This window comes from Limnobacter sp. (genome assembly GCF_046297615.1).
Taxonomy (GTDB): Bacteria; Pseudomonadota; Gammaproteobacteria; order Burkholderiales; family Burkholderiaceae_B; genus Limnobacter.
Genome location: NZ_JBKBHM010000006.1, coordinates 26111 through 46075 on the forward strand (window position 1 = coordinate 26111; position 19965 = coordinate 46075).

Below are 19965 nucleotides of genomic sequence, written 5' to 3' on the forward strand. Positions count from 1 at the left end.
TCTGGAGGCAAGCGATGAATGAACACGAGCAACAGGTCAGCGACCTTCAAGCACTCACCGGCGGTGGGCAGCAGGCGCTGGACCGTCGAACCGTACTCAAAGGCTTGACGGTGGGCGGGTTTGCCATGGCGGCCAACCCTCTGTTGGCGCAAGCCATCACCACACCGTCCACAGGATTGCAGGAAGGGCGGGTGTTGGTGCCAGTCGATGGCGATGAAATATTCGCCCAGCGCGTGCGCCCCGTCGGTGTGAAAAACCCGCCCGTCATTTTGGTGGTGCAGGAAATCTTTGGGATTCACGCCTACATTGAGGACGTGTGTCGCCGCCTGGCTCAAGCCGGCTTTTACGCCATTGCCCCAGAGCTGTTTTCCCGCCACGGCGACCCAGGCCAGTACGGTACTGCTGCTGAAATCATTCAAAACGTGGTGTCCAAAGTGCCCGACTCAGAAGTCATGAGCGACCTCGACCGCTGCGTGGAATTTGCCGCCAAGGAAGGCGCAAACACCCAAAAACTGGCCATCACCGGTTTCTGCTGGGGTGGTCGAATCACTTGGCTGTACAGTGCGCACAACCCTGCCGTAAAAGCCGGGGTGGCTTGGTATGGCCGACTGGTGGGCCCCAACAACGCCATGACCCCCAAGCACGCTGTGGACATCGCCGCCAACTTAAAGGCCCCGGTGTTGGGCCTGTATGGCGCTGAAGACACTGGTATTCCCTTGGACACTGTTGAGCGCATGCGCGCCGCCTTGAAGGATGCAGCGCCCAACAATCCCAATGCTGCGCAGTCAACCATCGAAGTTTATCCGGGCGCCCAGCACGGATTCCACGCCGACTACCGGCCGACTTACAACGCCGCTGCTGCGAAACAGGCGTACAATCAGGCACTTCAGTTTTTACGCGGGCGCGGCCTGATCTGACAACGTGCATGTAGACCTTCCGTGGGTGCTCCTGGCTGCGGCCATGGGCACCGGCTTGGCCATCGTGGCTGCCGGTTTGCTCACCTCCCGATTCATTGCCAAAGCCCTTGAACCCATGGTCAGCCTGTCGGCTGGGGTGCTGTTGGGCGCGTCACTTTTGCACCTGCTGCCCGAGGCTTTGGACAAAGGCATGGACCACCATGCCCTGTTTGCCTGGCTGCTCGGCGGGCTGCTGTTTTTCTTTGTACTTGAAAAATTCGCCCTGTTTCGCCACAGCCATCATCACGAACACGATGGCCATCATCACGACCACGGTTTCGATGAACGCGAGGCTGGCCGAGGCGGCTTGCTCATCGTGGTGGGCGACTCCATCCACAACTTTGCCGATGGTTTGCTGATCGCCAGTGCTTTCCTGGTGGACCACACCTTGGGCATGTTGACCACCCTCAGCATTGTTCTGCATGAAATCCCGCAACAAACCGGGGATTACCTGGTGCTGGTCAATGCCGGGCTTTCCCGCGCCAAGGCCTTGCGTTTAATGGTGGTGGCGGGTTTGGCTGCCGTGTTGGGTGCTTACCTCGGATACACACTGTTCTCGCAGATGTCTCAGGTGTTGCCAGTCGCGCTGGTGCTGGCCGCCGCCAGTTTCCTGTATGTGGCAGTGGCTGACCTCATTCCCCAAATGCAGCAGCGCGTTGCCTTCAAGGCTGGCTTAAGCCAAGTGGTGACCATTGCGCTGGGCGTGGTCATGGTGGCCTATCTGGCGACTTTCCTGCACCAGCATTAAGCCTTGTTTTTGTGGGTGTGGTAAGCCGACAGGGCGCCACACGCCATGATGACGGCGCCGCCAATCCAGCTGACCAGGTTAGGCACGTCGTTGAACACCGCCCAGCCGTAGACGGCAGACACCACGATGGTCATGTACTGTAAAGCAGCGGACATCCACGTTGAGCCACTGCCGAACGAGCGTGTCAATGCCAGGTTGCCAGCGCCGCCGAAGAAACCTAGGCCAATCAACCACAACCAAGTCCAGGCGCCGAGCTCGAGAAAAGCCCCGTGAATCATCGGGTCTGAAGTGGCCAGCATGGCCAAAAGGCTGGTGAATGCTGCGGTCACCGCAAAGTACATCACTGTGCGCCATTCCGGTTCGTTCACATTGCCCAAGCTTTTGAGCTGCAGGTAAGCCACGGCTGACACCATACCCGCAATCAAACCGATGGCCGCATACACCCCCAAGCCTGCTGACACATGCGGTTGCAGCACCAGCACAACGCCCAAAAAGCCAAGAACAATCATGGCCGTCTGTTGTTTGGCGGCGGCTTGATCCACCGCCTGGCTGCTTGGGCGGCGTAGGCGCATGATCAGCGCAATGAAAATTGGAGAGGTGTACAACAAGGTGGTGGCCGTGGCCAGCGGCAGGTGTGAGGTGGCGTAGAACCCGCACCACATGGCCACTATACCTGCGCCATTGCGTTTGGCATGCAAATGCAGCACCGGGCTTTTCAGGCTGTGGCCCCGGGCCATGGCCCATGTGGCCAACAGCAACAAGGGTACAGCGCCCCGGAAGAACACCACTGTGGCCAAACTCACATCGTCCGCCACCAATTTAACCATCATGCCCATGGTGCCGAAACACACACAGGCCAACAACATCCAGAGCGCTTGCATGCCGACAGTCTATCGGCTTTGGGGGTGGGGGCTGGTCAGCTCACGCCAGAACGGGACAGGTAATGCGCATGGGCCGGGTCCATCCACACCTCTCGGTGCTCAAGGGTGGTGTGTCCAACATCGCGTGTCACGCGCAGCACCCGAAGTGCGGGTTGGCTGCGGTCCTTGTTCAGCAGCATGGCTGCATGGTGATCAAGCGGCTCCACACTCACTTCATCCTTCACTTCGAGAATGCGGGTGTCGAACAAACCTTTGGCCAGCAAGTACAGGTCGCCATGGCAGGCCTGCAATTGCGCCAAGGTTAGTGCGGGAAACACACTTTGGGCCAGGCACAGACATTCCAGGACCACGGGCTGCTCGCCCAGCCAGTGCCGTATTTGGGCTTCCCACACCGCTGAACCCCGCATGACCCCCAAGGCCTTGGCTTCCACCTCGCTGGCCTGCCTTTCGTTCAGGGCCAGAACTTCCGTGCGCACGTTGGCTGCCTGGGGTGCGTTTCCCGTAGGGCTTGTTTTGATGTTGAAAGGTCGAGGTGCGGGGCTAGGTGCTGGTGAATTGTGGTTGTTCGGCGGCACTGAAATTTGGGGCGACACAAAAGTGCCCAGCCCTTGGCGTTTGCTGACCAAGCCCAAGTTGCTCAGATGCTCGACGGCCCTTCGAACCGTGCCGATGGACACCCCGAAACGTTCCGCCAATTTCTTTTCATTGGGCAGGGGCGAGCCCGGCAACCACTGCTGATTGCGAATTTCCCGAATCAGTGTATCGCTGATTCGGGAATAGGCAGGCATATGGCCTTCCACCCGTTGGGCTGAGGCCGGGGTTGTCTGATTCATAGAGGAACCAAAGGTCAAGAGTTTTATTGTTGTCCAACCAATGTAGCAGAAAAACCTTGGACAACAAAACCCATGACCACCCCGGGGGGGTCAGGCCAGTTTCAAGCTGGGCTGACTTTCCTTGTGAAGCATGGCCTGGCGATACCAGGTGTGGAAGTGCACCATGCCGTCTTCCATGGGGCTCTGGTAGGGGCCTGCATCGGTTTCACCCCGATTCATCAACACCCGGCGGCCCTCGTCCATGCGCGTGGCAATTTCATCGTCTTCCACGGCGGTTTCAGCGTAGGCGGCCTGTTCAGCCTCCACGAATTCGCGCTCGAACAGGCGAATTTCTTCTGGGTAGTAAAATTCGACCACATTCAGGGTTTCCTGTGGGCCTTTGGGGTGCAGGGTAGACACCACCAGCACGTGCGGATACCACTCCACCATGATGTTGGGGTACATGCAGAACCAGATGGCGCCGTACTTGGGTTCTTTGCCGTCCGAGAACTTCATGACAGCATCGTGCCACTGTTTGTAAACCCGACTTCCCGGTCTGCGAAGCCCGGCTTTGATGCCCACGGATTGCACACTCCAGTTGCGCCCGTAGTGCCATTGCAGGTTGGCGCAGTCTACAAACTGCCCCAAGCCCGGGTGGAACGGGTCGACATGGTAGTCCTCGAGGTACACCTCGATGAAGGTTTTCCAGTTGTACGGCAAGGTGCTGACTTTCACCGAGTCCAGTTGGTAGCCCGTGAAGTCGATTTCATCCAGAAAGGGCACCTGCGCCAATTCCGCTGCAATATTGGATTTGCTGTCAAACAACAGCCCGCGCCAGTTTTGCAGGCCATAGTTTTGCAGTCGTGTGCAGGGTTGCTGGTTGAAATGCGGCGCGCCGAGCAACTCGCCGTTCAGGTCATAGGTCCAGCGGTGCAGGGGGCACACAATGTTTTGGGAGTTGCCGTGGCCCTTGAGCATGATGGCCTGGCGGTGACGGCAGACATTGGAGAGCAATTCAACCTGACCGGCGTTGTTCACCAGCAGTCGGCCGTGGTCTTCCCAAGGCAGGGAGCGCCAGTCGCCAGCCTCAGGCACCCAATGGGTGTGGCCGACATAGCCCGGTCCGTCACGATAGAGCCGATCAATTTCGGCTTTGAGTACGCGTTCATCAAAGTAGGTCGACGCACCAGGCTGCAGGCCAGATTGCGACAAAATCGACAAATCACTCAAATCGGACATGATGCCGGGTGCCTCCCCCACAGCGTCATCGTTCGCGCTGCTGAAAATAAGTGGTTGAACACAAAGAGAAACGGGATTGTACCCCCGGATCGACATTCCCGCCAAAGACTTTTCGCGTTTTGCGAAAGTCACAGTAAAATACAAGGTTCGTCCAATGTGTAATGGATTGCATCTCTATGACCAGCCGAAAAACGGCCCAGACTACTGCCCAGCCGCCTGAAGGCTCAGCCGGCTTGCCAGCCAGTTTTGAAGAAGCCATGGCCGAACTGGAGGGCTTGGTGAAATCCATGGATTCAGACCAGTTGGGCCTGGACCAACTGCTAACCCAGTATCGCCGAGGGGCTGATTTGGTGCGTTATTGTCGCGACCGCCTAAGCCAAGTCCGTGGCGAAGTAGCCCGCATTGAGGCCGGTCTGCTTGACCAGCCCGGCAGTGGCGACGGAGCCCTGTCTTGAGCACCCTTGTGGCCGGAGTGACCGAGCGATCCTGGGTTCAGGACTCGCGTCACAGCCTGGAAGCCCAGCTGAAAGACCATCTGGCACGCTCTGCCGGGCCGTCCGAGTCCTTGAATGAAGCGGTTCAATACGCGCTTCTCGATGGTGGCAAGCGGCTTCGCGCATTGTTGGTGTATGCCAGCGGCCATGTTGTCGGTACCCCTGCGCAATCCCTGCATGCAGCGGCATGCGCCATCGAAGCCCTGCATGCGTATTCCCTGGTGCATGACGACCTGCCCTGCATGGACAACGACGTACTGCGCCGGGGCAAACCGACCTGCCATGTTCGCTTCGGGGAAGCCACCGCCTTGTTGGCTGGCGATGCCCTGCAGACCTTGGCCTTTGACTGGCTGGCCCTGCCCGGTGAACTTCCTGCGTCGGTTCAGGTCAAGCAAATAGCGGCTTTGGCGCGGGCTTCAGGGCCCATGGGCATGGCCGCAGGCCAGGCCATCGATTTGGCTCATGTGGGTAAATCCATGGATTGGGCGTCGTTGACTGGCATGCACGCCCGTAAAACCGGGGACCTGATTGCCGCGGCCATCCGCTTGGGCTACCTTAGCCAACCCGACTTGGACCTCGGCTTGCAGGAGCGATTAGAAGGATTTGCCAAGGCTTTGGGCTTGGCGTATCAAGTGATAGACGACATATTGGATGTTGAGTCGAGTAGCGATGTCTTGGGCAAAACCTCGGGCAAAGATGCATTGAACAACAAACCCACAGCCGTCAGTCTGCTGGGCCTGGAAGCGGCCAAACAACTGATGTCTGACTTGAAGGCCCAGGCACTGTCCGCCTTGGCGCCATTTGAACCCGATGCGGCGGCGCCCTTGCGCACCCTGGTGGATTTGATCACTGAGCGATCATCATGAGCGACTTGTTAAAACGTCTTGACAGCCCGGCCGACCTGCGCCGCTTGCATACAAGCCAATTGCCCCAGGTGGCTGACGAGCTTCGCAATTACATTGTTGAACAAGTCTCCAAAACTGGCGGGCACCTGTCTTCCAACCTGGGCACCGTCGAATTGACGGTGGCCTTGCACTACGTGTTCAACACCCCGAACGACCGTTTGGTGTGGGATGTTGGTCACCAAACCTATCCCCACAAAATTCTGACTGGTCGTCGCGATGCCATGCCTGGTTTGCGCCAATACGGTGGTATTTCTGGCTTCCCCAAGCGCTCTGAATCCGAATACGATGCCTTTGGCACTGCGCACTCCAGCACCTCCATTTCTGCTGCGCTGGGCATGGCGGTGGCCTCGCGCAACCTGGGTGTGAACCGCAAGCACGTGGCCATCATTGGCGACGGCTCAATGACTGCGGGCATGGCGTTCGAGGCGATGAACAACGCCGGTGTAACACCCGACATCGACCTGCTGGTGATCCTCAACGACAACGACATGTCCATTTCCCCACCCGTTGGGGCGCTGAACAAGCACTTGGCCAAACTCATGTCCGGGCGCATGATGAACACCGCCAAAGAAGTGGGCAAAGGCCTGTTGGGTGTTGCGCCCCCGCTGGTGGAATTCGCCCATCGGCTTGAAGAGCATGTCAAAGGCATGGTCACCCCAGCCACTCTGTTTGAAGAGTTCGGCTTCAATTACTACGGCCCGATTGACGGGCACGATCTGGACGCCTTGATTCCCACATTGCAAAACCTGCGGGCCATGCGCGGCCCGATTTTCCTGCATGTCATCACCAAAAAAGGCGCCGGGTACAAACTCGCTGAACAGGACCCAATCCTTTACCACGGCCCCGGAAAATTCGACCCCAGCGTGGGGATCCAGAAAGCCACCGGGCCCAAACCGCCCACCTACACCCAGATTTTTGGCCAGTGGCTGTGCGACATGGCCGCTTCTGACCGCAAATTAATCGGCATCACCCCGGCCATGCGGGAAGGCTCAGGCTTGGTGGAGTTTGAGCGTCGTTTTCCGTCCCGCTATTTCGATGTGGGCATTGCCGAGCAGCACTCAGTGACTTTTGCTGCTGGCTTGGCTTGCGAAGGCATGAAGCCGGTTGTGGCCATTTACTCCACCTTTTTGCAGCGCGCTTACGATCAACTCATTCACGATGTGGCCTTGCAAAACCTGGACGTCACATTTGCCTTGGACCGCGCGGGCCTCGTTGGGGCCGACGGGGCGACGCACGCCGGCAATTACGACATGGCCTACCTGCGTTGCATCCCCAATATGCTGGTGGCTGCGCCATCCAATGAAGATGAATGCCGAAAACTGCTGTCCACCGCCTACCGTCACCCGGGGTGCGCAGCGGTGCGTTACCCACGGGGCACCGGCCCTGGCGTAGTGGCTGATGAATCACTGGATTCCGTGGAAATCGGCAAAGCCGTGGTGCGCCATACACCGCAAAGCAGCGAATTGAAGCTTGCAATTCTGGCTTTTGGCTCCATGTTAGAACCAGCGTTGACTGCGGGGCGTGCCCTTGGCGCGCTGGTCGTCGACATGCGTTGGGTCAAACCCATCGACGAAGCGCTCATCAAGCGTCTGGCGGAAGAGCGCTACTGTTTGGTGACCGTGGAAGAGGGCTGTATCATGGGTGGGGCAGGCTCGGCCGTGACCGAGGTGCTGCATGCCCATGGTTTGACCAACCGCGTGTTGCAACTCGGTTTGCCCGATGAATTCATTGATCATGGGGACCACGCCCTTTTGTTAAAGAACCTTGGACTGGATGCTTCGGGTATTCAGGCCTCGATTGAGCAGCACTTTGGCGACCTGTTTGGCCGCCACACCAATGTAGTTCGGCATGTTTCAAGCCGGACTGCACACCAATGAGGAAGTTATGAATACACGCGACAAGGGTTTGGAGTCCGCCGTGGCCATTCCAGACGTACAGAGTTCCATCGACACACGCCACATTGCGATCCAGTCCGTGGGCATCCGCTCTGTGAAATACCCGGTCCTGATCGAATTGTCCGGCCAGAAACCCATGCCCTCCGTGGCTGAGTTTGAGATGACCGTGTTTTTGCCAGCCGACCAGAAGGGCACCCACATGTCCCGCTTTGTGGCACTGCTTGAAGAGTCACAAGGCACCACGCTCACAGTGGCGGGTTTCCGTGCCATGTTGAAGGACATGCTGAACCGCCTTGATGCGCCCTCTGGCCGTATCAAGATGGAGTTGCCTTACTTCCTGTCGAAGATTGCCCCTGTCAGCGGGGTGTCCAGCCTGATGGACTACCAATTGACCCTGGACGGCAGTGCCAGCGCCGCTGGTGAGGACATCTACCTGACCGTCGTGGTGCCCGTGACCAGCCTGTGCCCCTGTTCCAAGAAAATTTCGGAGTACGGTGCCCACAACCAACGTTCCCATGTCACAGCCCGTGTGCTCTTGAAAGAGGACCTGGACATCGCTTTGCTGATTTCCAGCATTGAGCAGCAGGCGTCTTGCGAATTGTATGGCTTGCTCAAGCGTCCTGATGAAAAGTATGTCACCGAGCGTGCTTACGACAACCCCAAGTTCGTGGAAGACTTGGTGCGTGATGTAGCCATTGCCCTGAATAAATTCAAGGAAATCGGCCACTACACCGTGGAAGCAGAGAACTTCGAGTCCATTCACAACCACTCAGCCTACGCTCGCATCGACCGTGCTTAAGGTGTGGTTGCAGTGGTGAGTAAGGCGGGGCCTGAACGAACCCAACACTTCAGGCCCCTGTAAGGTTGCCGGCACACAATGCCGGTTTCGCGATAATGCCGCTTTGAGCACGCGCAATGGAGCACCGCACACATGGCTGAGCCACCCAAGGTCAAGCCCAAGGAAATTTTCATTGTCGGTCAAACCTCGACCGGCAGGGTGTTCCGCCCCTCCGATTGGTCCGAGCGCCTCTGTGGCGTGATGGCCCAGTTCAAACCTCCAGGCCGACAATCTGGTCAGCAGCACTTGGCTTACAGCCCCTATTGCCTGCCGATTGTCATCAACAACATCAAATGCGTTGTGGTGAATGAGCGGCTCAAGGAAATTGAGCCCATGGCCTTGAATTTCGTATTGAACTTTGCCCGAGACAACGACCTGCAAGTGCTGGATGCCTGCTTGTTGCCTGACCCACCGGCGGCCTAGCGCTGCCTGGCCCTGGCCACTTTTGCACCAAGAAAAACGAAAACCCCGCAAGCTGCTTGTGCATTGCGGGGTTTTTGTTTCGTAGCTTGCGTTTGTTAGCTTGCGCTGATCAGCTGCCCCAAAGGGCAGTTTCAGGCTGTCGGACTAGGGCCCAACGTAAGCCAACCTATTGAGCTGAATTAAGCAGCCATGCCTTTGACCAAAGCGGACAGGCGTGATTTCTGGCGGGAAGCCTTGTTCTTGTGGATAATCTGTTTGTCAGCCACGCGGTCCAGCACGCTGGTGGTTTCGCGGTAAACGGCCTGTGCAGCAGCCTTGTCACCGGCGGCCACAGCGGCGCGTACTTTCTTGACAGCAGTTCTCATCGCTGAACGAATCGCAGAGTTGTGCGCATTCAGTTTAGCGGCTTGTTTAGCGCGCTTGCGCGCCTGTGCGGTGTTAGCCATGTTGCTCTAATCCAAGGTGTAGAATTCGGAAACCCACTATCTTAACAAATACACCGCCTTTTCACAATCCTTCTATGAATTTATTGAAATCGGCAGCCTCAGTCAGCGCCATGACGATGCTTTCACGCATCACCGGCCTGGCCCGGGAGACAATCACCGCCCGCTTGCTGGGGGCTGGTGGCGAATCCGATGCCTTCTTCATCGCCTTTCGCATACCCAATCTCCTGCGGCGTCTGTTCGCCGAAGGTGCCTTTTCTCAGGCATTCATCCCGGTGCTGGCCCAAACTGCCCAAACCCATGGCCGTGACGCAGCAGTGTCGTTGGCAGCCCGAGCTGCGTCATTGTTGTTCTTGGTGCTGTTGGTTGTTGTGGTGGCAGGCACGGCAGGCGCGTCGTGGGTGGTGTTTGGCATGGCCAGTGGCTTGCAGCCCGGCTCGGCCCAGTACGCACTCACCGTGCAGTTGACCCAGTGGATGTTTCCTTATCTCCTGCTGATCTCCATGGTGGCTTTGGCCTCAGGCTTGCTCAATACCTTCCGGTCTTTTGCGCTGCCGGCCTTTGCGCCTGTCTTGCTGAATGTCAGCTTCATTGCCGGTGCGGTGGTGTTGGCGCCTTATGTGGACCAAATCTCACAGGCTTTTGCCATTGCAGTGATGGTCGGCGGGGTATTGCAGGTGCTGCTGTTGTGGTTTGGTTTGTGGCGTACGGGTTGCTGGATCAACCCTTTTGCCGGTTTCTCGGCCATCAAAGCCGCTTTGGCCGACGCGCAGGTTCGCACCATCCTGACCAACATGGTGCCGGCCACGTTGGCGGTGTCGGTGGCGCAGATCAGCCTCATCATCAACACCAACATTGCCTCGCATCTGGAGGCGGGCAGTGTGTCCTGGATTTCTTTTGGTGACCGGCTTATGGAGTTTCCAACGGCCCTCTTGGGTGTGGCCTTGGGCACGGTGCTGTTGCCCTCCTTGTCCGCAGCCGCCCAACGCAGTGCGGAAGAATACTCCCGTTTGCTGGACTGGGGCCTGCGTTTGACCGTGGTGTTGGTGCTGCCCGCCGCTGTGGGGCTGGGCCTGTTCAGCGACGCCATGGTGGCCTTGCTGTTTCACTATGGCCGGTTTGATGCCCACGACGTCCACATGACCAGCCAGGCCGTGATGGCTTACAGCGTTGGCTTGACAGGCCTTGTGCTGGTGAAGGTGTTGGCGCCGGGCTTTTATGCCCGTCAGGATGTGCGTACGCCCGTTAAAATTGCAATATTTGTGGTTATTGCCACTCAACTACTGAACATCGTGTTCGTGCCTTGGTTAGGCCATGTGGGTTTGCCGTTGTCCATCGGTGTCGGGGCGCTCATCAACTCGGTCGTGCTGTACTGGGGCTTGCGGCGTCGTGGCCTGTACTCGCCCAGCGCGGGCTGGCTGCCTTATTGGGGAAAATGCCTGGTGGCCTGCGCTGTGATGTCCGTGGTCTTGGTGTTGGCCAATCAGCACATGGATTGGGTGGCCATGGGTGCCACCCCAGTACTTCGTATGGCCGCAGTGCTGGCCGTCATCGCGCTGTGTGGGGTGGTGTATTTTGGCGCTTTGGCCTTGATGGGCTTGAAGCCGCGCACCCTGCTGAAAAGGCCGCAGGGCTAGGCGCGGCACAGCGTTGGTTTATTTCAATGCGTCGAAGGCGCGTGTGCGGATCTCGTCCACTGAGCCCACGCCCGCAATTTTGCGGTATTGCGGGGCCACGCTGTCACCAGTGGCTGCCCATTGGCCATAGTAGTCCACCAAGGGGCGTGTCTGGTTTTCATACACGTCCAGGCGTTTGCGCACTGTTTCTTCTTTGTCGTCGTCGCGCTGAACCAAGGGCTCACCGGTCACATCATCAACGCCTTCCGTTTTTGGGGGGTTGAAACGCACATGGTAGGTACGGCCTGAGGCGGGGTGGGTCCGGCGGCCGCTCATGCGCTCGATGATCTCGCTGTGGGGCACGTCAATTTCCAGCACGAAGTCAATTTTCACGCCGGCTTGCTTCATCGCTTCCGCTTGGGGAATGGTGCGGGGAAAACCGTCAAACAGGTACCCATTTTGACAGTCGGCTTCCTTCAGGCGTTCTTTGACCAAGTTGATGATGATGTCGTCAGACACCAAGCCACCTGCGTCCATCACCTTTTTGGCTTCCAGCCCCAGCGGGGTCCCAGCCTTGACGGCGGCACGCAGCATGTCGCCAGTGGAAATCTGGGGAATCCCGAATTTCTCTTTGATGAATGTGGCCTGCGTGCCTTTGCCTGCACCGGGCGCTCCCAAAAGAATCAAACGCATAATTGCCTCAAGAGTTTTTGTAATCTGGCTTGCTCCAGCGCGCGCGTAATAAGGTGCTGCACCGTGAGCACGTGTCTGGGCCAATAGCCCAGTCGAATTCAACACCAGTCTATGCCCTGCAACTTGCAAAAAACTTACCTGCGGGATCGATGGGAATTCAAACCGGGACGTTCAGCCCTGACGGGATCTGACCAACTTGCGGACTCGCTCTAGGTCATCCGAAGTGTCTACCCCTGGTAGGGGGGATTCCTGAATCATACACACTTTTATGCGGAACCCATGGGCCAAAGCCCTCAGTTGCTCAAGCGATTCAAGGGTTTCGAGCGGGCTGGGGGCCAAGCTTGGGTACTTCTTCAGGAACGACGCCCGGTAGGCATACAGGCCAATGTGCCGAATGCCCAGTGCTTGTTCGCCCAAACTTGCTGGCTTGGTTTCCGATGCAAAATGGTCGCGTGGATAGGGAATGGGTGCGCGGGAAAAGTACAAAGCCTCATGGTCTTCGCGCAGGGCAATCTTGACCACGTTGGGGTTTTTGAACTCGGTCCAGTCCTCAATGCCATGCCCGCAGGTGGCGATGTCTTGGTCGCCCTGCAAAAGCGCCTGGGCCACGCGGTCGATGAGGGCCGGGTCAATCAGGGGTTCGTCGCCTTGTACGTTGACCACAACGGTGTCGTCTGGCCAGCCGCACAGTTGAACCACTTCGGACAAACGGTCGGTGCCCGTGGGCCAGTCCGCCCGGGTCATCAAGGTTCGCAGGCCCGCCGCTTCGCACACACGTGCAATCTCAGCGTGGTCAGTGGCAACCACCACTTCGGATGCGCCGCTTTTCAGCGCCTGTTCTGCGACACGCACCACCATGGGCTTGCCTTCAATGTCCAGCAGGGGTTTGCCGGGCAGGCGGGTCGACGCATGGCGGGCAGGAATAACGGCTTTGAACATGACAGTGACCTGGAACGGGGCTCAGGCCGGGTTGGCCGATTGAATGGGCACAGCCTGCTCAACCAGCATCACGGGAATGCCATCACGCACGGGAAAGGCCAGGTTGTCAGCGTGGCACAGCAGAGCGCCGTCGCTGAGTCGTTTTTCGAGCGGGCCTTTGCACAAGGGGCACACCAGCACATCAATCAGTTGGGGGTCCAAGTTGGTCCTCTATGGGGTTGATCAGTGCCTGAGGCAACTGCACGGCAATTTCCGCAACCCACAATCTGGGGTCGTCCGTGTTCAATTTTACGGCATCTTTGCCGGTCGTAATCAGCACTTGGCCCAGCAGGCTTTCGCAAAAATCGATCGGGTACTGGGCGTGGTCGGGCAGCGCGGTGGTGTGGGTCAGGTTCAGACCAGCTTGGCGCAGGGAAGCGAAGAGCTTGTCTGGTTCAGCCAAGCCTGTGAATGCGGCGACGGTGGATGTACTCCACTGGGCGACGGCCTGCTCAACGGTCATGGTGAGTCCGCTGCTGGCCTGTACGAATCCACTCAGGCGGACGGTCACCGCGTGCCAGCGGGTGTCGGGGGGAAGGCCTGTCTGCTGGGCAATCTGAGCGGGTTCGCAGTTGCTGCAAACGATGGCATCGACCGCGTTGGCCCTCTCCAAGGGTTCGCGCAAGGGGCCGGCAGGCAGCAAACGGCGGTTGCCCGCAGCCCGGGCGTCAAAAGCCAGCCATTCCACGTGGCGTTTAAGTCTGTGGTGTTGCAACCCATCATCGGAGATCACCACATCCAGCCGGGGAAACTCACCCAGCAATGCCGCCAAGGCTGCAGTTCGGTCCCGCCCGACAGCCACGGGGCAGCCTGACATTTGATGCAGGTAAACCGGTTCATCACCGCAGGTTTGGCTGAGTTGGTGGGGGGGCTCGTCCATGGTGGACAGCACGGCCACAGCCTGGCCTGAGCGCCCGTAGCCTCGGCTGAGCAAACCCACCCGGTAACCTTTGCTTGTCAACGAGTGGGCCAAACCCAGTACCAACGGTGTTTTTCCGGCGCCACCGGCAATCAGGTTACCAACGACCACCACCAGCGGGCCTTGGGTGTAGGGCACCCGGGCAGCCAGTGACCGGGTTTGCAGTCCGGCCCAGCGACGATACAGGTGGTGCAAGACGGTGAGGGCACTCAAGCACAGGCCCGCCCAGAAGCCCGCCGGATTACCGCGGTACCAGACCCCGGTCAACCACTGTTCGAGGCGAGCCCGCCGGGTGATGGCTGACATCGGTTCAGCGGCGGCCGCCGGCCGTGGCGATGGACACACGGGCGACGCCCAGTGAGGCCAGGGCGTCCATGGCCACCACCACAGACTGGTGGGATGCTTTGGAGTCAGCTTCAATCACCGCGCGGGCCGTGGCTGGGCCTGTGCCCAGTTTGGTCAAGGCCGATTTCAGTTCCCGACGAAGGCCGTTGGCGTCCAAAACGGCGGATTGGTCCACAGTGAAGTTGCCGTCGACCCCAACCCTGATTCGCAGCACTGAATCGTCGGTTTTGGCCGTTTCACCGGACCGTGTACCCGGCAATTCCACTTTCAACTGGCTCTGGCGAACAAAACTGGTGGTGCAGACCAAAAAAATCACGATCACCAACAACACGTCAATCAGTGGAATGAAGTTGATGTCAGGCGGCTCGCCCGTGTCCAGTCGCCTCAATTTCATGGTCGGGCTTCCTCGCTGCGGGTCTTGCTCACCCTGCGTGTGCCCGAGCTGGCTGCGGCAATCTGGCGTGCCAAACCTTCAAAAGGCTCTAACTGCACCTCCAGCCGGTTCAGCAGGGTTTCGATGCGCAAACGGAGCAGGCGATAGGCCACCAAGGCAGGAATGGCCACCATCAGGCCAAATGCCGTGTTGTACAGGGCCACTGCAATACCGCTGGCCAGGCTCTCCGGTGTTTGGCTGGCAGCGCCTTGGACGGCGAATATCTCGATCATGCCCACCACGGTGCCCAAAAGGCCCATCAAAGGCGCCGCGCTGGCAATCAGCGACAACAGGTCCAAGTGTTTGGCCATATTGCGTTGAACTTGGGCTGCGGCGTCGTCCATGGCTTCCGACCACGCACCCCCGGCGTAAGCCGCAGCATAGCCACTGGCCAAAATACTGCCCAAGGCACTGTGCGCTTTCAGCCGGGCCAAATTATTGGCGTCCTTGAACAGGGCTGGCGTTTTGCAGGCCTCTTCGATCAGGTTTTTGGGAAAGAGGGGCTCGGCCCTCAAGGCATGGACGCGTTCAATCACAATCGCCAAAGCGATGATGGATGCAAAAATCAGCGGCCAGATTGGCCAGCCGGCGGCGGTCACGATTGCCCACACAGTAGACTCCTGTTCAATGAGAACGGCACTCTAGCGAAGTTTTCCACGCAATTCAAATCCGGAGTGAACTCAGGGGTTTGGCGGTGAATGCTCCATTGTGGATAACTTTGGGGAAAAGTGATCCAGTGAGATGATGGAAATCAGGAATTTGTCTCTCCGGAGCTTGTTGAAAAAAGTTGATTGTCGGGAAATATACATAAAATCATGAGGTTGTACGTATTTTCGATTGTTTCGGAAGTGTTGCAAGCCATGATTGTTTTTGCTAGCGCCTGTGGATAAACAGGCTTTGCTTCACAGAACACACCGCTAAATGATTGACTCGAAAAACATTTTGACAGTGAGCCAATTTTCCCGGCTACTCAGCGATTCCCTGCGGTCGGCCTGGCCTTCTGTGCGCATTCAGGGCGAACTGGCCAGCTTCACCAAGGCGTCGTCAGGCCATTGGTATTTCACACTCAAAGATGACCAGGCGCAGTTGAAGGCCGTGATGTTTCGCGCCCGCAACGTACTCGCTGGTTTTACCCCCGTGTTGGGCGACAAGGTGGAGGTGTTGGCCCAATTGTCGGTGTACGAGCCCCGCGGCGACCTTCAATTGGTGGTCGATGTGCTCAAAAAAGCCGGGCAGGGCAATCTTTACGAGCAGTTTCTGGCCTTGAAAGCGAAATTGGCGCAAGAGGGTTTGTTCGATGCTGCCCGCAAACAGCCTTTGCCTGCCGTCCCCTTCAGTGTCGGTGTGGTGACCTCATTGCAAGCGGCCGCCCTGGCTGACGTTCGTCAAGCCTTGACGCGGCGTGCGCCGCACCTGGCCTTTTGTGTGTATCCCACCCAGGTTCAAGGCGAAGGGGCCGAGTTGCAGATTCGTCAGGCCTTGCGGCGGGCTGATTCTGCAGGGCACGATGTGCTGATCCTGTGCCGCGGCGGCGGCAGCCTTGAAGACCTGTGGTGTTTCAACACCGAGGTAGTGGTGCGTGCGGTGGCGGCTTGCCAAACACCGATTGTGGTTGGCGTGGGGCATGAAACTGACGTGACGCTGGCCGAGTTTGCCGCTGACCTTCGGGCAGCCACACCGACCGCGGCCGCTGAGTTGATTTGCCCACCCACGATGGATTTACTGGATGCTGTCGCCAGTCACGCCCTGTCGATGGGCCAATCACTGCGACAGCGCTTGAGTCGGCTCGAGCAGCAGGTTGACCGTGCGGAATTCGGCTTGGTGACTCCGCGCCATTATGCGGATCGCCTGGCCGGCAGGCTGGATGCGTTGGCCCGTGGTTTGGCCCAACCCTTGAATCAACATCTTCAGTCGGTGGGCCACTCATTGGCCCAATGGTCCCAGCGTCTCAGTCAGCAGGGCCGCAAGGGGTCTCAAGTTGCCGACAGCCAGCTTCAAGTCAACATACAGGCCATGAAGACCCGTCTGGCGCTGACCTTACAGCACACAGAGTCCGTGTTGGTGCGCCGGTCCGAGGTGCTGGAGGCCGTCTCCCCCCAACGCACGCTGGAACGCGGCTTTGCTTACCTTCAAGACGAAACCGAAGGCTGTGTGCTCAGTTCGGTGGCGCAGGCCCAACCCGGTCAGGCTGTGAAAGCCACCTTGAAAGACGGGCATTTGAGCTTGGGCGTGACAGCAGTGAAGAAACACGGAGGCGCAGACCCCGATCCGTTCACCAAACCTGGTTCCTGACTCGGTCTTGTCGCTTTTTCACGTTAGAATCGGCTGTTCACTGTTGCTGCGAGAGGAATCAAAAAATGGAACACACGTTGCCCCCACTGCCTTATGCCATGGACGCACTGGCCCCCCACATCTCCAAAGAGACGCTGGAGTACCACTACGGCAAGCACCACCAAGCCTATGCGACCAACTTGAATGGTCTGATCAAAGGCACTGAGTTTGAAAACGCCACCCTTGAAGAGATCGTCAAGAAATCCACTGGCGGCGTGTTCAACAACGCAGCCCAAATTTGGAACCACACCTTCTACTGGAATGGTTTGAGCCCCAACGGCGGTGGTACACCCAGCGGTGCACTGGCCGATGCCATCAATGCCAAGTTCGGCAGCTTTGAAGCCTTCAAAGAAGCCTTCACCAAGTCTTGCATCGGTAACTTCGGTTCCAGCTGGACATGGCTGGTCAAAAAGCCTGATGGCTCCGTGGACATTGTGAACACCAGCAATGCCGCAACACCCCTGACCACGGCTGATGTGCCTTTGCTGACCTGCGACCTGTGGGAACACGCCTACTACATCGACTTCCGCAACCTGCGCGCCAAGTATGTTGAAACCTTCTTCAACTTGGTGAACTGGAAGTTTGCAGAAGCCAACTTCGCTGCCTGATCACTTGGGCGGTACTGAAGCAAAAAGCCACCCTCGGGTGGCTTTTTTGTTTGCGGTGGGGGAAGTTAAGGCTTGGACGTGATCTTCAGGGTTCGCCCCGGCTTAATGGCCCGGTTGGCAAACCAGTTCAGGTTCATTTCCAAGGCATATCGGGCCGGTTTGACTGAGCAATGAATGTCCGTGGTGCCCGCGCGCATGGCCTCAATGTTCAGGATTCGGCCCTGCTTGTCAATGAAGGCCACATCCAGGTCAATCAGGGTGTTTTTCATCCACATGCACTGGGTGCTGTCCTCGCCGAAGTCAAACAGCATGCCGCCGTTGTCTGGCAGGTTGGGTCGCCCCATCAAGCCGATGCGCCGGCTGTCAAACGTGTTGGCCAGCTCAACCTGAATGCTTTGGCCGCCCAAGTCCACCGTTGCTTGGGGCAGACCTGACTGCGAGGGAAGGGGGGCGCTCTGGCTGAATGCGCAGCCGCTGGCCATCAGTAAAACTGCTGAGTAAAACAGGCGCCACTTCATGATCAAGTCAGAGAACTGAAAGAAGAAGAGAGTATCATAGGCTTTAGCGCAATAAGGAATACGCTTTCACATCATGAAATAAACGTAGTCGATTGCGACCCGAGGAGCTAAAATAGAGCCCTTCTTCTAACTCGAAGAACACTTGGAGAGAGCATGTATCAGCACATCAAAGTGCCCAGCGTTGGCCAGAAAATTACCGTGAACAGTGACTTTTCACTGAACGTGCCCGATCAGCCCATCATCCCTTTCATCGAAGGTGATGGCACCGGTTTTGACATCACGCCCGTCATGATTGATGTGGTGGATGCCGCTGTCGCCAAAGCATATGGTGGCAAGCGCAAAATCAGCTGGATGGAAATCTACGCTGGTGAAAAATCCACCAAAGTGTATGGCCCCGATGTCTGGTTGCCTGAAGAAACCCTGGAAGTGCTCAAAGAGTACGTGGTGTCGGTCAAAGGCCCGCTGACCACCCCGGTTGGTGGCGGTATTCGCTCCATTAACGTGGCCCTGCGTCAGCAACTCGACCTGTACGTCTGTCTGCGCCCGGTGCGTTACTTCCAGGGTGTGCCCAGCCCAGTCAAAGAACCTCACAAAACCGACATGGTGATCTTCCGTGAAAACTCCGAAGACATCTACGCCGGTATTGAATACGAAGCCCAGACTGACAAAGCCCAGAAACTGATCAAGTTCCTGCGCGAAGAAATGGGTGTGACCAAAATCCGTTTCCCTGAAACCTCTGGTATCGGCATCAAGCCCATTTCCAAAGAGGGCACCGAGCGGCTGTTCCGCAAGGCCATTCAGTACGCCATCGACAACAAAAAGCCTTCCGTGACCATCGTGCACAAAGGCAACATCATGAAGTACACCGAGGGCGCGTTTGCTTCATGGTCCTATGCTTTGGCCAAGAATGAGTTCGGCGCTGAATTGCTGGATGGCGGTCCTTGGATGAAAATCAAGGCGGCCCATGGCGACATCGTCATCAAAGACGTGATTGCGGACGCCTTCCTGCAGCAGATTCTGCTGCGCCCCGCCGAGTACAGCGTCATCGCCACCATGAACTTGAACGGCGATTACATCTCTGACGCGCTGGCCGCACAGGTGGGTGGTATTGGTATCGCCCCCGGTGCCAACCTGTCCGATTCCATCGCCATGTTCGAAGCCACCCACGGTACAGCGCCCAAGTACGCTGGCAAGGATTACGTGAACCCGGGTTCACAGATTCTGTCGGCTGAAATGATGCTGCGCCACATGGGCTGGACAGAGGCTGCCGATTTGATCATCACCTCCATGGAGAAATCCATTGCCTCCAAGCAGGTGACTTATGACTTCGCCCGCCTGATGGACGGCGCGACCCAAGTCAGCTGTTCCGGCTTCGGTAAGGTCATGATCAGCAATATGTAAGTGCCATGGCCCGCTTGGCGGGCCCAGCCATAAAAAAAGCCAGCAAATGCTGGCTTTTTTTATGGCCACTCAAACACTTGAAGTGTTTGAGTGGTGCGGGTTGCCTCAGGCGTTTTCAGCCTCGACACCCACGATGTTCTGGGCTTGTTTGCCTTTCGGACCATTCACGATGTCGAAAGTCACGGCCTGGCCCTCTTTCAGAGAGCGGAAGCCTGAGGCCTGAATGGCCGAGAAGTGTGCGAACAGCTCTTCGCTGCCGAACTCAGGGTCGGGAGTGATAAAACCGAAACCCTTTGCGTCGTTAAACCATTTTACTTTACCGGTCGCCATTGCGAGACCTCCTTCCAAAAATCACACTTCTGCCGGATATTGTTTGAACTTTCCGACCAATCGCCAGTCTGAGTGGCTTAAGGCTTATTGTTGGTTTACTTCCTGTCTGGGTCAACAATACATTTAATACAAATTCAGGGTTTACCCAGTGTTCACCCA

Annotated in this window: 23 protein-coding genes; 11 read left to right on the plus strand and 12 right to left on the minus strand. The window is 57.6% G+C overall.

Annotated elements, in window-relative coordinates:
- The first annotated feature begins 14 nt into the window (after positions 1-14).
- Positions 15-917: a dienelactone hydrolase family protein gene (locus ACK4FF_RS12205; protein WP_409709575.1), complete on the plus strand. Its 903-nt coding sequence runs from the start codon at positions 15-17 to the stop codon at positions 915-917.
- 4 nt (positions 918-921) lie between these two features.
- Positions 922-1704 (plus strand): ZIP family metal transporter, encoded by a 783-nt coding sequence (locus ACK4FF_RS12210; RefSeq protein WP_409709578.1) that lies wholly within the window; start codon positions 922-924, stop codon positions 1702-1704.
- On the opposite strand, the gene ACK4FF_RS12215 is transcribed toward ACK4FF_RS12210, so the two are convergent.
- The 3 genes from ACK4FF_RS12215 to ACK4FF_RS12225 form a co-directional block, all read right to left on the minus strand.
- Positions 1701-2585, minus strand: coding sequence for a DMT family transporter (locus tag ACK4FF_RS12215; protein WP_409709581.1), 885 nt, complete (start codon positions 2583-2585; stop codon positions 1701-1703). The genes ACK4FF_RS12210 and ACK4FF_RS12215 overlap by 4 nt on opposite strands.
- Before the next feature lie 35 nt (positions 2586-2620).
- Complete coding sequence (locus ACK4FF_RS12220) at positions 2621-3418, minus strand: GntR family transcriptional regulator (protein ID WP_409709584.1); 798 nt, start codon at positions 3416-3418, stop codon at positions 2621-2623.
- 90 nt (positions 3419-3508) lie between these two features.
- Positions 3509-4636 carry an aromatic ring-hydroxylating oxygenase subunit alpha gene (locus ACK4FF_RS12225; RefSeq protein ID WP_409709587.1) on the minus strand — a complete coding sequence of 376 codons (1128 nt, stop codon included), beginning with the start codon at positions 4634-4636 and terminating at the stop codon, positions 3509-3511.
- A gap of 176 nt (positions 4637-4812) precedes the next feature.
- On the opposite strand from ACK4FF_RS12225, the gene xseB reads away from it, so the two are divergent.
- The 5 genes from xseB (at position 4813) to ACK4FF_RS12250 (ending at position 9191) form a co-directional block, all read left to right on the plus strand.
- Complete coding sequence (xseB, locus tag ACK4FF_RS12230) at positions 4813-5091, plus strand: exodeoxyribonuclease VII small subunit (RefSeq protein WP_409709590.1); 279 nt, start codon at positions 4813-4815, stop codon at positions 5089-5091.
- Positions 5088-5996 carry a polyprenyl synthetase family protein gene (locus ACK4FF_RS12235; RefSeq protein WP_409709593.1) on the plus strand — a complete coding sequence of 303 codons (909 nt, stop codon included), beginning with the start codon at positions 5088-5090 and terminating at the stop codon, positions 5994-5996. Before xseB ends, ACK4FF_RS12235 begins: the two co-directional genes overlap by 4 nt.
- The gene (dxs, locus tag ACK4FF_RS12240) at positions 5990-7912 is read left to right on the plus strand and encodes a 1-deoxy-D-xylulose-5-phosphate synthase (protein ID WP_409710190.1); all 1923 of its coding nucleotides are present in this window, start codon (positions 5990-5992) and stop codon (positions 7910-7912) included. The genes ACK4FF_RS12235 and dxs overlap by 7 nt, the downstream gene beginning before the upstream one ends.
- A 7-nt stretch (positions 7913-7919) precedes the next feature.
- Positions 7920-8729 (plus strand): GTP cyclohydrolase FolE2, encoded by an 810-nt coding sequence (gene folE2, locus ACK4FF_RS12245; protein WP_409709596.1) that lies wholly within the window; start codon positions 7920-7922, stop codon positions 8727-8729.
- A 132-nt stretch (positions 8730-8861) separates the two neighbouring features.
- Entirely contained in the window at positions 8862-9191 is a 330-nt protein-coding gene (locus tag ACK4FF_RS12250) for a DUF3579 domain-containing protein (protein ID WP_409709599.1), read from the plus strand.
- A 179-nt stretch (positions 9192-9370) separates the two neighbouring features.
- On the opposite strand, the gene rpsT is transcribed toward ACK4FF_RS12250, so the two are convergent.
- Positions 9371-9637, minus strand: coding sequence for a 30S ribosomal protein S20 (rpsT, locus tag ACK4FF_RS12255; protein ID WP_409709602.1), 267 nt, complete (start codon positions 9635-9637; stop codon positions 9371-9373).
- Positions 9638-9711: 74 nt separating this feature from the next.
- On the opposite strand from rpsT, the gene murJ reads away from it, so the two are divergent.
- Positions 9712-11271, plus strand: a complete 1560-nt coding sequence (gene murJ, locus ACK4FF_RS12260) for a murein biosynthesis integral membrane protein MurJ (RefSeq protein WP_409709605.1) — start codon at positions 9712-9714, stop codon at positions 11269-11271.
- A gap of 18 nt (positions 11272-11289) precedes the next feature.
- Here the strand turns inward: murJ and adk are convergent, their stop codons facing one another.
- The 6 genes from adk to ACK4FF_RS12290 all read right to left on the minus strand — a co-directional run bounded on the left by adk (position 11290) and on the right by ACK4FF_RS12290 (position 15229).
- Positions 11290-11943, minus strand: a complete 654-nt coding sequence (gene adk, locus ACK4FF_RS12265; RefSeq protein WP_409709608.1) for an adenylate kinase — start codon at positions 11941-11943, stop codon at positions 11290-11292.
- Positions 11944-12114: 171 nt separating this feature from the next.
- The gene (gene kdsB, locus ACK4FF_RS12270; RefSeq protein ID WP_409709611.1) at positions 12115-12882 is read right to left on the minus strand and encodes a 3-deoxy-manno-octulosonate cytidylyltransferase; all 768 of its coding nucleotides are present in this window, start codon (positions 12880-12882) and stop codon (positions 12115-12117) included.
- 21 nt (positions 12883-12903) lie between these two features.
- Complete coding sequence (locus ACK4FF_RS12275) at positions 12904-13083, minus strand: Trm112 family protein (protein ID WP_409709614.1); 180 nt, start codon at positions 13081-13083, stop codon at positions 12904-12906.
- Positions 13064-14146, minus strand: coding sequence for a tetraacyldisaccharide 4'-kinase (lpxK, locus tag ACK4FF_RS12280; RefSeq protein ID WP_409709617.1), 1083 nt, complete (start codon positions 14144-14146; stop codon positions 13064-13066). The genes ACK4FF_RS12275 and lpxK overlap by 20 nt, the downstream gene beginning before the upstream one ends.
- 4 nt (positions 14147-14150) lie before the next feature.
- Positions 14151-14579, minus strand: coding sequence for an ExbD/TolR family protein (locus ACK4FF_RS12285; RefSeq protein WP_409709620.1), 429 nt, complete (start codon positions 14577-14579; stop codon positions 14151-14153).
- Complete coding sequence (locus tag ACK4FF_RS12290) at positions 14576-15229, minus strand: MotA/TolQ/ExbB proton channel family protein (RefSeq protein ID WP_409709623.1); 654 nt, start codon at positions 15227-15229, stop codon at positions 14576-14578. The genes ACK4FF_RS12285 and ACK4FF_RS12290 overlap by 4 nt, the downstream gene beginning before the upstream one ends.
- Positions 15230-15539: 310 nt before the next feature.
- On the opposite strand from ACK4FF_RS12290, the gene xseA reads away from it, so the two are divergent.
- Together xseA and sodB are read left to right on the plus strand one after the other, a co-directional pair.
- A complete protein-coding gene (gene xseA, locus ACK4FF_RS12295) occupies positions 15540-16910 on the plus strand; it encodes an exodeoxyribonuclease VII large subunit (protein WP_409709626.1) in 1371 nt (456 codons plus the stop codon).
- Between the two features lie 65 nt (positions 16911-16975).
- Entirely contained in the window at positions 16976-17557 is a 582-nt protein-coding gene (gene sodB, locus ACK4FF_RS12300; protein ID WP_409709629.1) for a superoxide dismutase [Fe], read from the plus strand.
- Positions 17558-17622: 65 nt separating this feature from the next.
- Here the strand turns inward: sodB and ACK4FF_RS12305 are convergent, their stop codons facing one another.
- Positions 17623-18075, minus strand: coding sequence for a DUF192 domain-containing protein (locus tag ACK4FF_RS12305; RefSeq protein WP_409709632.1), 453 nt, complete (start codon positions 18073-18075; stop codon positions 17623-17625).
- 153 nt (positions 18076-18228) lie between these two features.
- Here ACK4FF_RS12305 and icd point away from each other — a divergent pair, with 153 nt between their 5' ends.
- On the plus strand, positions 18229-19476 hold the full coding sequence (icd, locus tag ACK4FF_RS12310) for an NADP-dependent isocitrate dehydrogenase (RefSeq protein ID WP_409709635.1): 1248 nt from the start codon (positions 18229-18231) through the stop codon (positions 19474-19476).
- A gap of 105 nt (positions 19477-19581) precedes the next feature.
- Here the strand turns inward: icd and ACK4FF_RS12315 are convergent, their stop codons facing one another.
- Positions 19582-19806 carry a cold-shock protein gene (locus ACK4FF_RS12315; RefSeq protein WP_409709638.1) on the minus strand — a complete coding sequence of 75 codons (225 nt, stop codon included), beginning with the start codon at positions 19804-19806 and terminating at the stop codon, positions 19582-19584.
- Between the last annotated feature and the right edge of the window lie 159 nt (positions 19807-19965).

Excerpts from the sequence above, each read along its gene's own strand:
- ACK4FF_RS12205 (WP_409709575.1), top strand. The coding sequence starts at position 15 with ATGAATGAACACGAGCAACAGGTCAGCGACCTTCAAGCACTCACCGGC.
- ACK4FF_RS12215 (WP_409709581.1), bottom strand. The coding sequence starts at position 2,585 with ATGCAAGCGCTCTGGATGTTGTTGGCCTGTGTGTGTTTCGGCACCATG.
- ACK4FF_RS12220 (WP_409709584.1), bottom strand. The coding sequence starts at position 3,418 with ATGAATCAGACAACCCCGGCCTCAGCCCAACGGGTGGAAGGCCATATG.
- ACK4FF_RS12225 (WP_409709587.1), bottom strand. The coding sequence starts at position 4,636 with ATGTCCGATTTGAGTGATTTGTCGATTTTGTCGCAATCTGGCCTGCAG.
- xseB (WP_409709590.1), top strand. The coding sequence starts at position 4,813 with ATGACCAGCCGAAAAACGGCCCAGACTACTGCCCAGCCGCCTGAAGGC.
- folE2 (WP_409709596.1), top strand. The coding sequence starts at position 7,920 with ATGAATACACGCGACAAGGGTTTGGAGTCCGCCGTGGCCATTCCAGAC.
- ACK4FF_RS12250 (WP_409709599.1), top strand. The coding sequence starts at position 8,862 with ATGGCTGAGCCACCCAAGGTCAAGCCCAAGGAAATTTTCATTGTCGGT.
- rpsT (WP_409709602.1), bottom strand. The coding sequence starts at position 9,637 with ATGGCTAACACCGCACAGGCGCGCAAGCGCGCTAAACAAGCCGCTAAA.
- murJ (WP_409709605.1), top strand. The coding sequence starts at position 9,712 with ATGAATTTATTGAAATCGGCAGCCTCAGTCAGCGCCATGACGATGCTT.
- adk (WP_409709608.1), bottom strand. The coding sequence starts at position 11,943 with ATGCGTTTGATTCTTTTGGGAGCGCCCGGTGCAGGCAAAGGCACGCAG.
- kdsB (WP_409709611.1), bottom strand. The coding sequence starts at position 12,882 with ATGTTCAAAGCCGTTATTCCTGCCCGCCATGCGTCGACCCGCCTGCCC.
- lpxK (WP_409709617.1), bottom strand. The coding sequence starts at position 14,146 with ATGTCAGCCATCACCCGGCGGGCTCGCCTCGAACAGTGGTTGACCGGG.
- ACK4FF_RS12285 (WP_409709620.1), bottom strand. The coding sequence starts at position 14,579 with ATGAAATTGAGGCGACTGGACACGGGCGAGCCGCCTGACATCAACTTC.
- xseA (WP_409709626.1), top strand. The coding sequence starts at position 15,540 with ATGATTGACTCGAAAAACATTTTGACAGTGAGCCAATTTTCCCGGCTA.
- sodB (WP_409709629.1), top strand. The coding sequence starts at position 16,976 with ATGGAACACACGTTGCCCCCACTGCCTTATGCCATGGACGCACTGGCC.
- ACK4FF_RS12305 (WP_409709632.1), bottom strand. The coding sequence starts at position 18,075 with ATGAAGTGGCGCCTGTTTTACTCAGCAGTTTTACTGATGGCCAGCGGC.
- icd (WP_409709635.1), top strand. The coding sequence starts at position 18,229 with ATGTATCAGCACATCAAAGTGCCCAGCGTTGGCCAGAAAATTACCGTG.
- ACK4FF_RS12315 (WP_409709638.1), bottom strand. The coding sequence starts at position 19,806 with ATGGCGACCGGTAAAGTAAAATGGTTTAACGACGCAAAGGGTTTCGGT.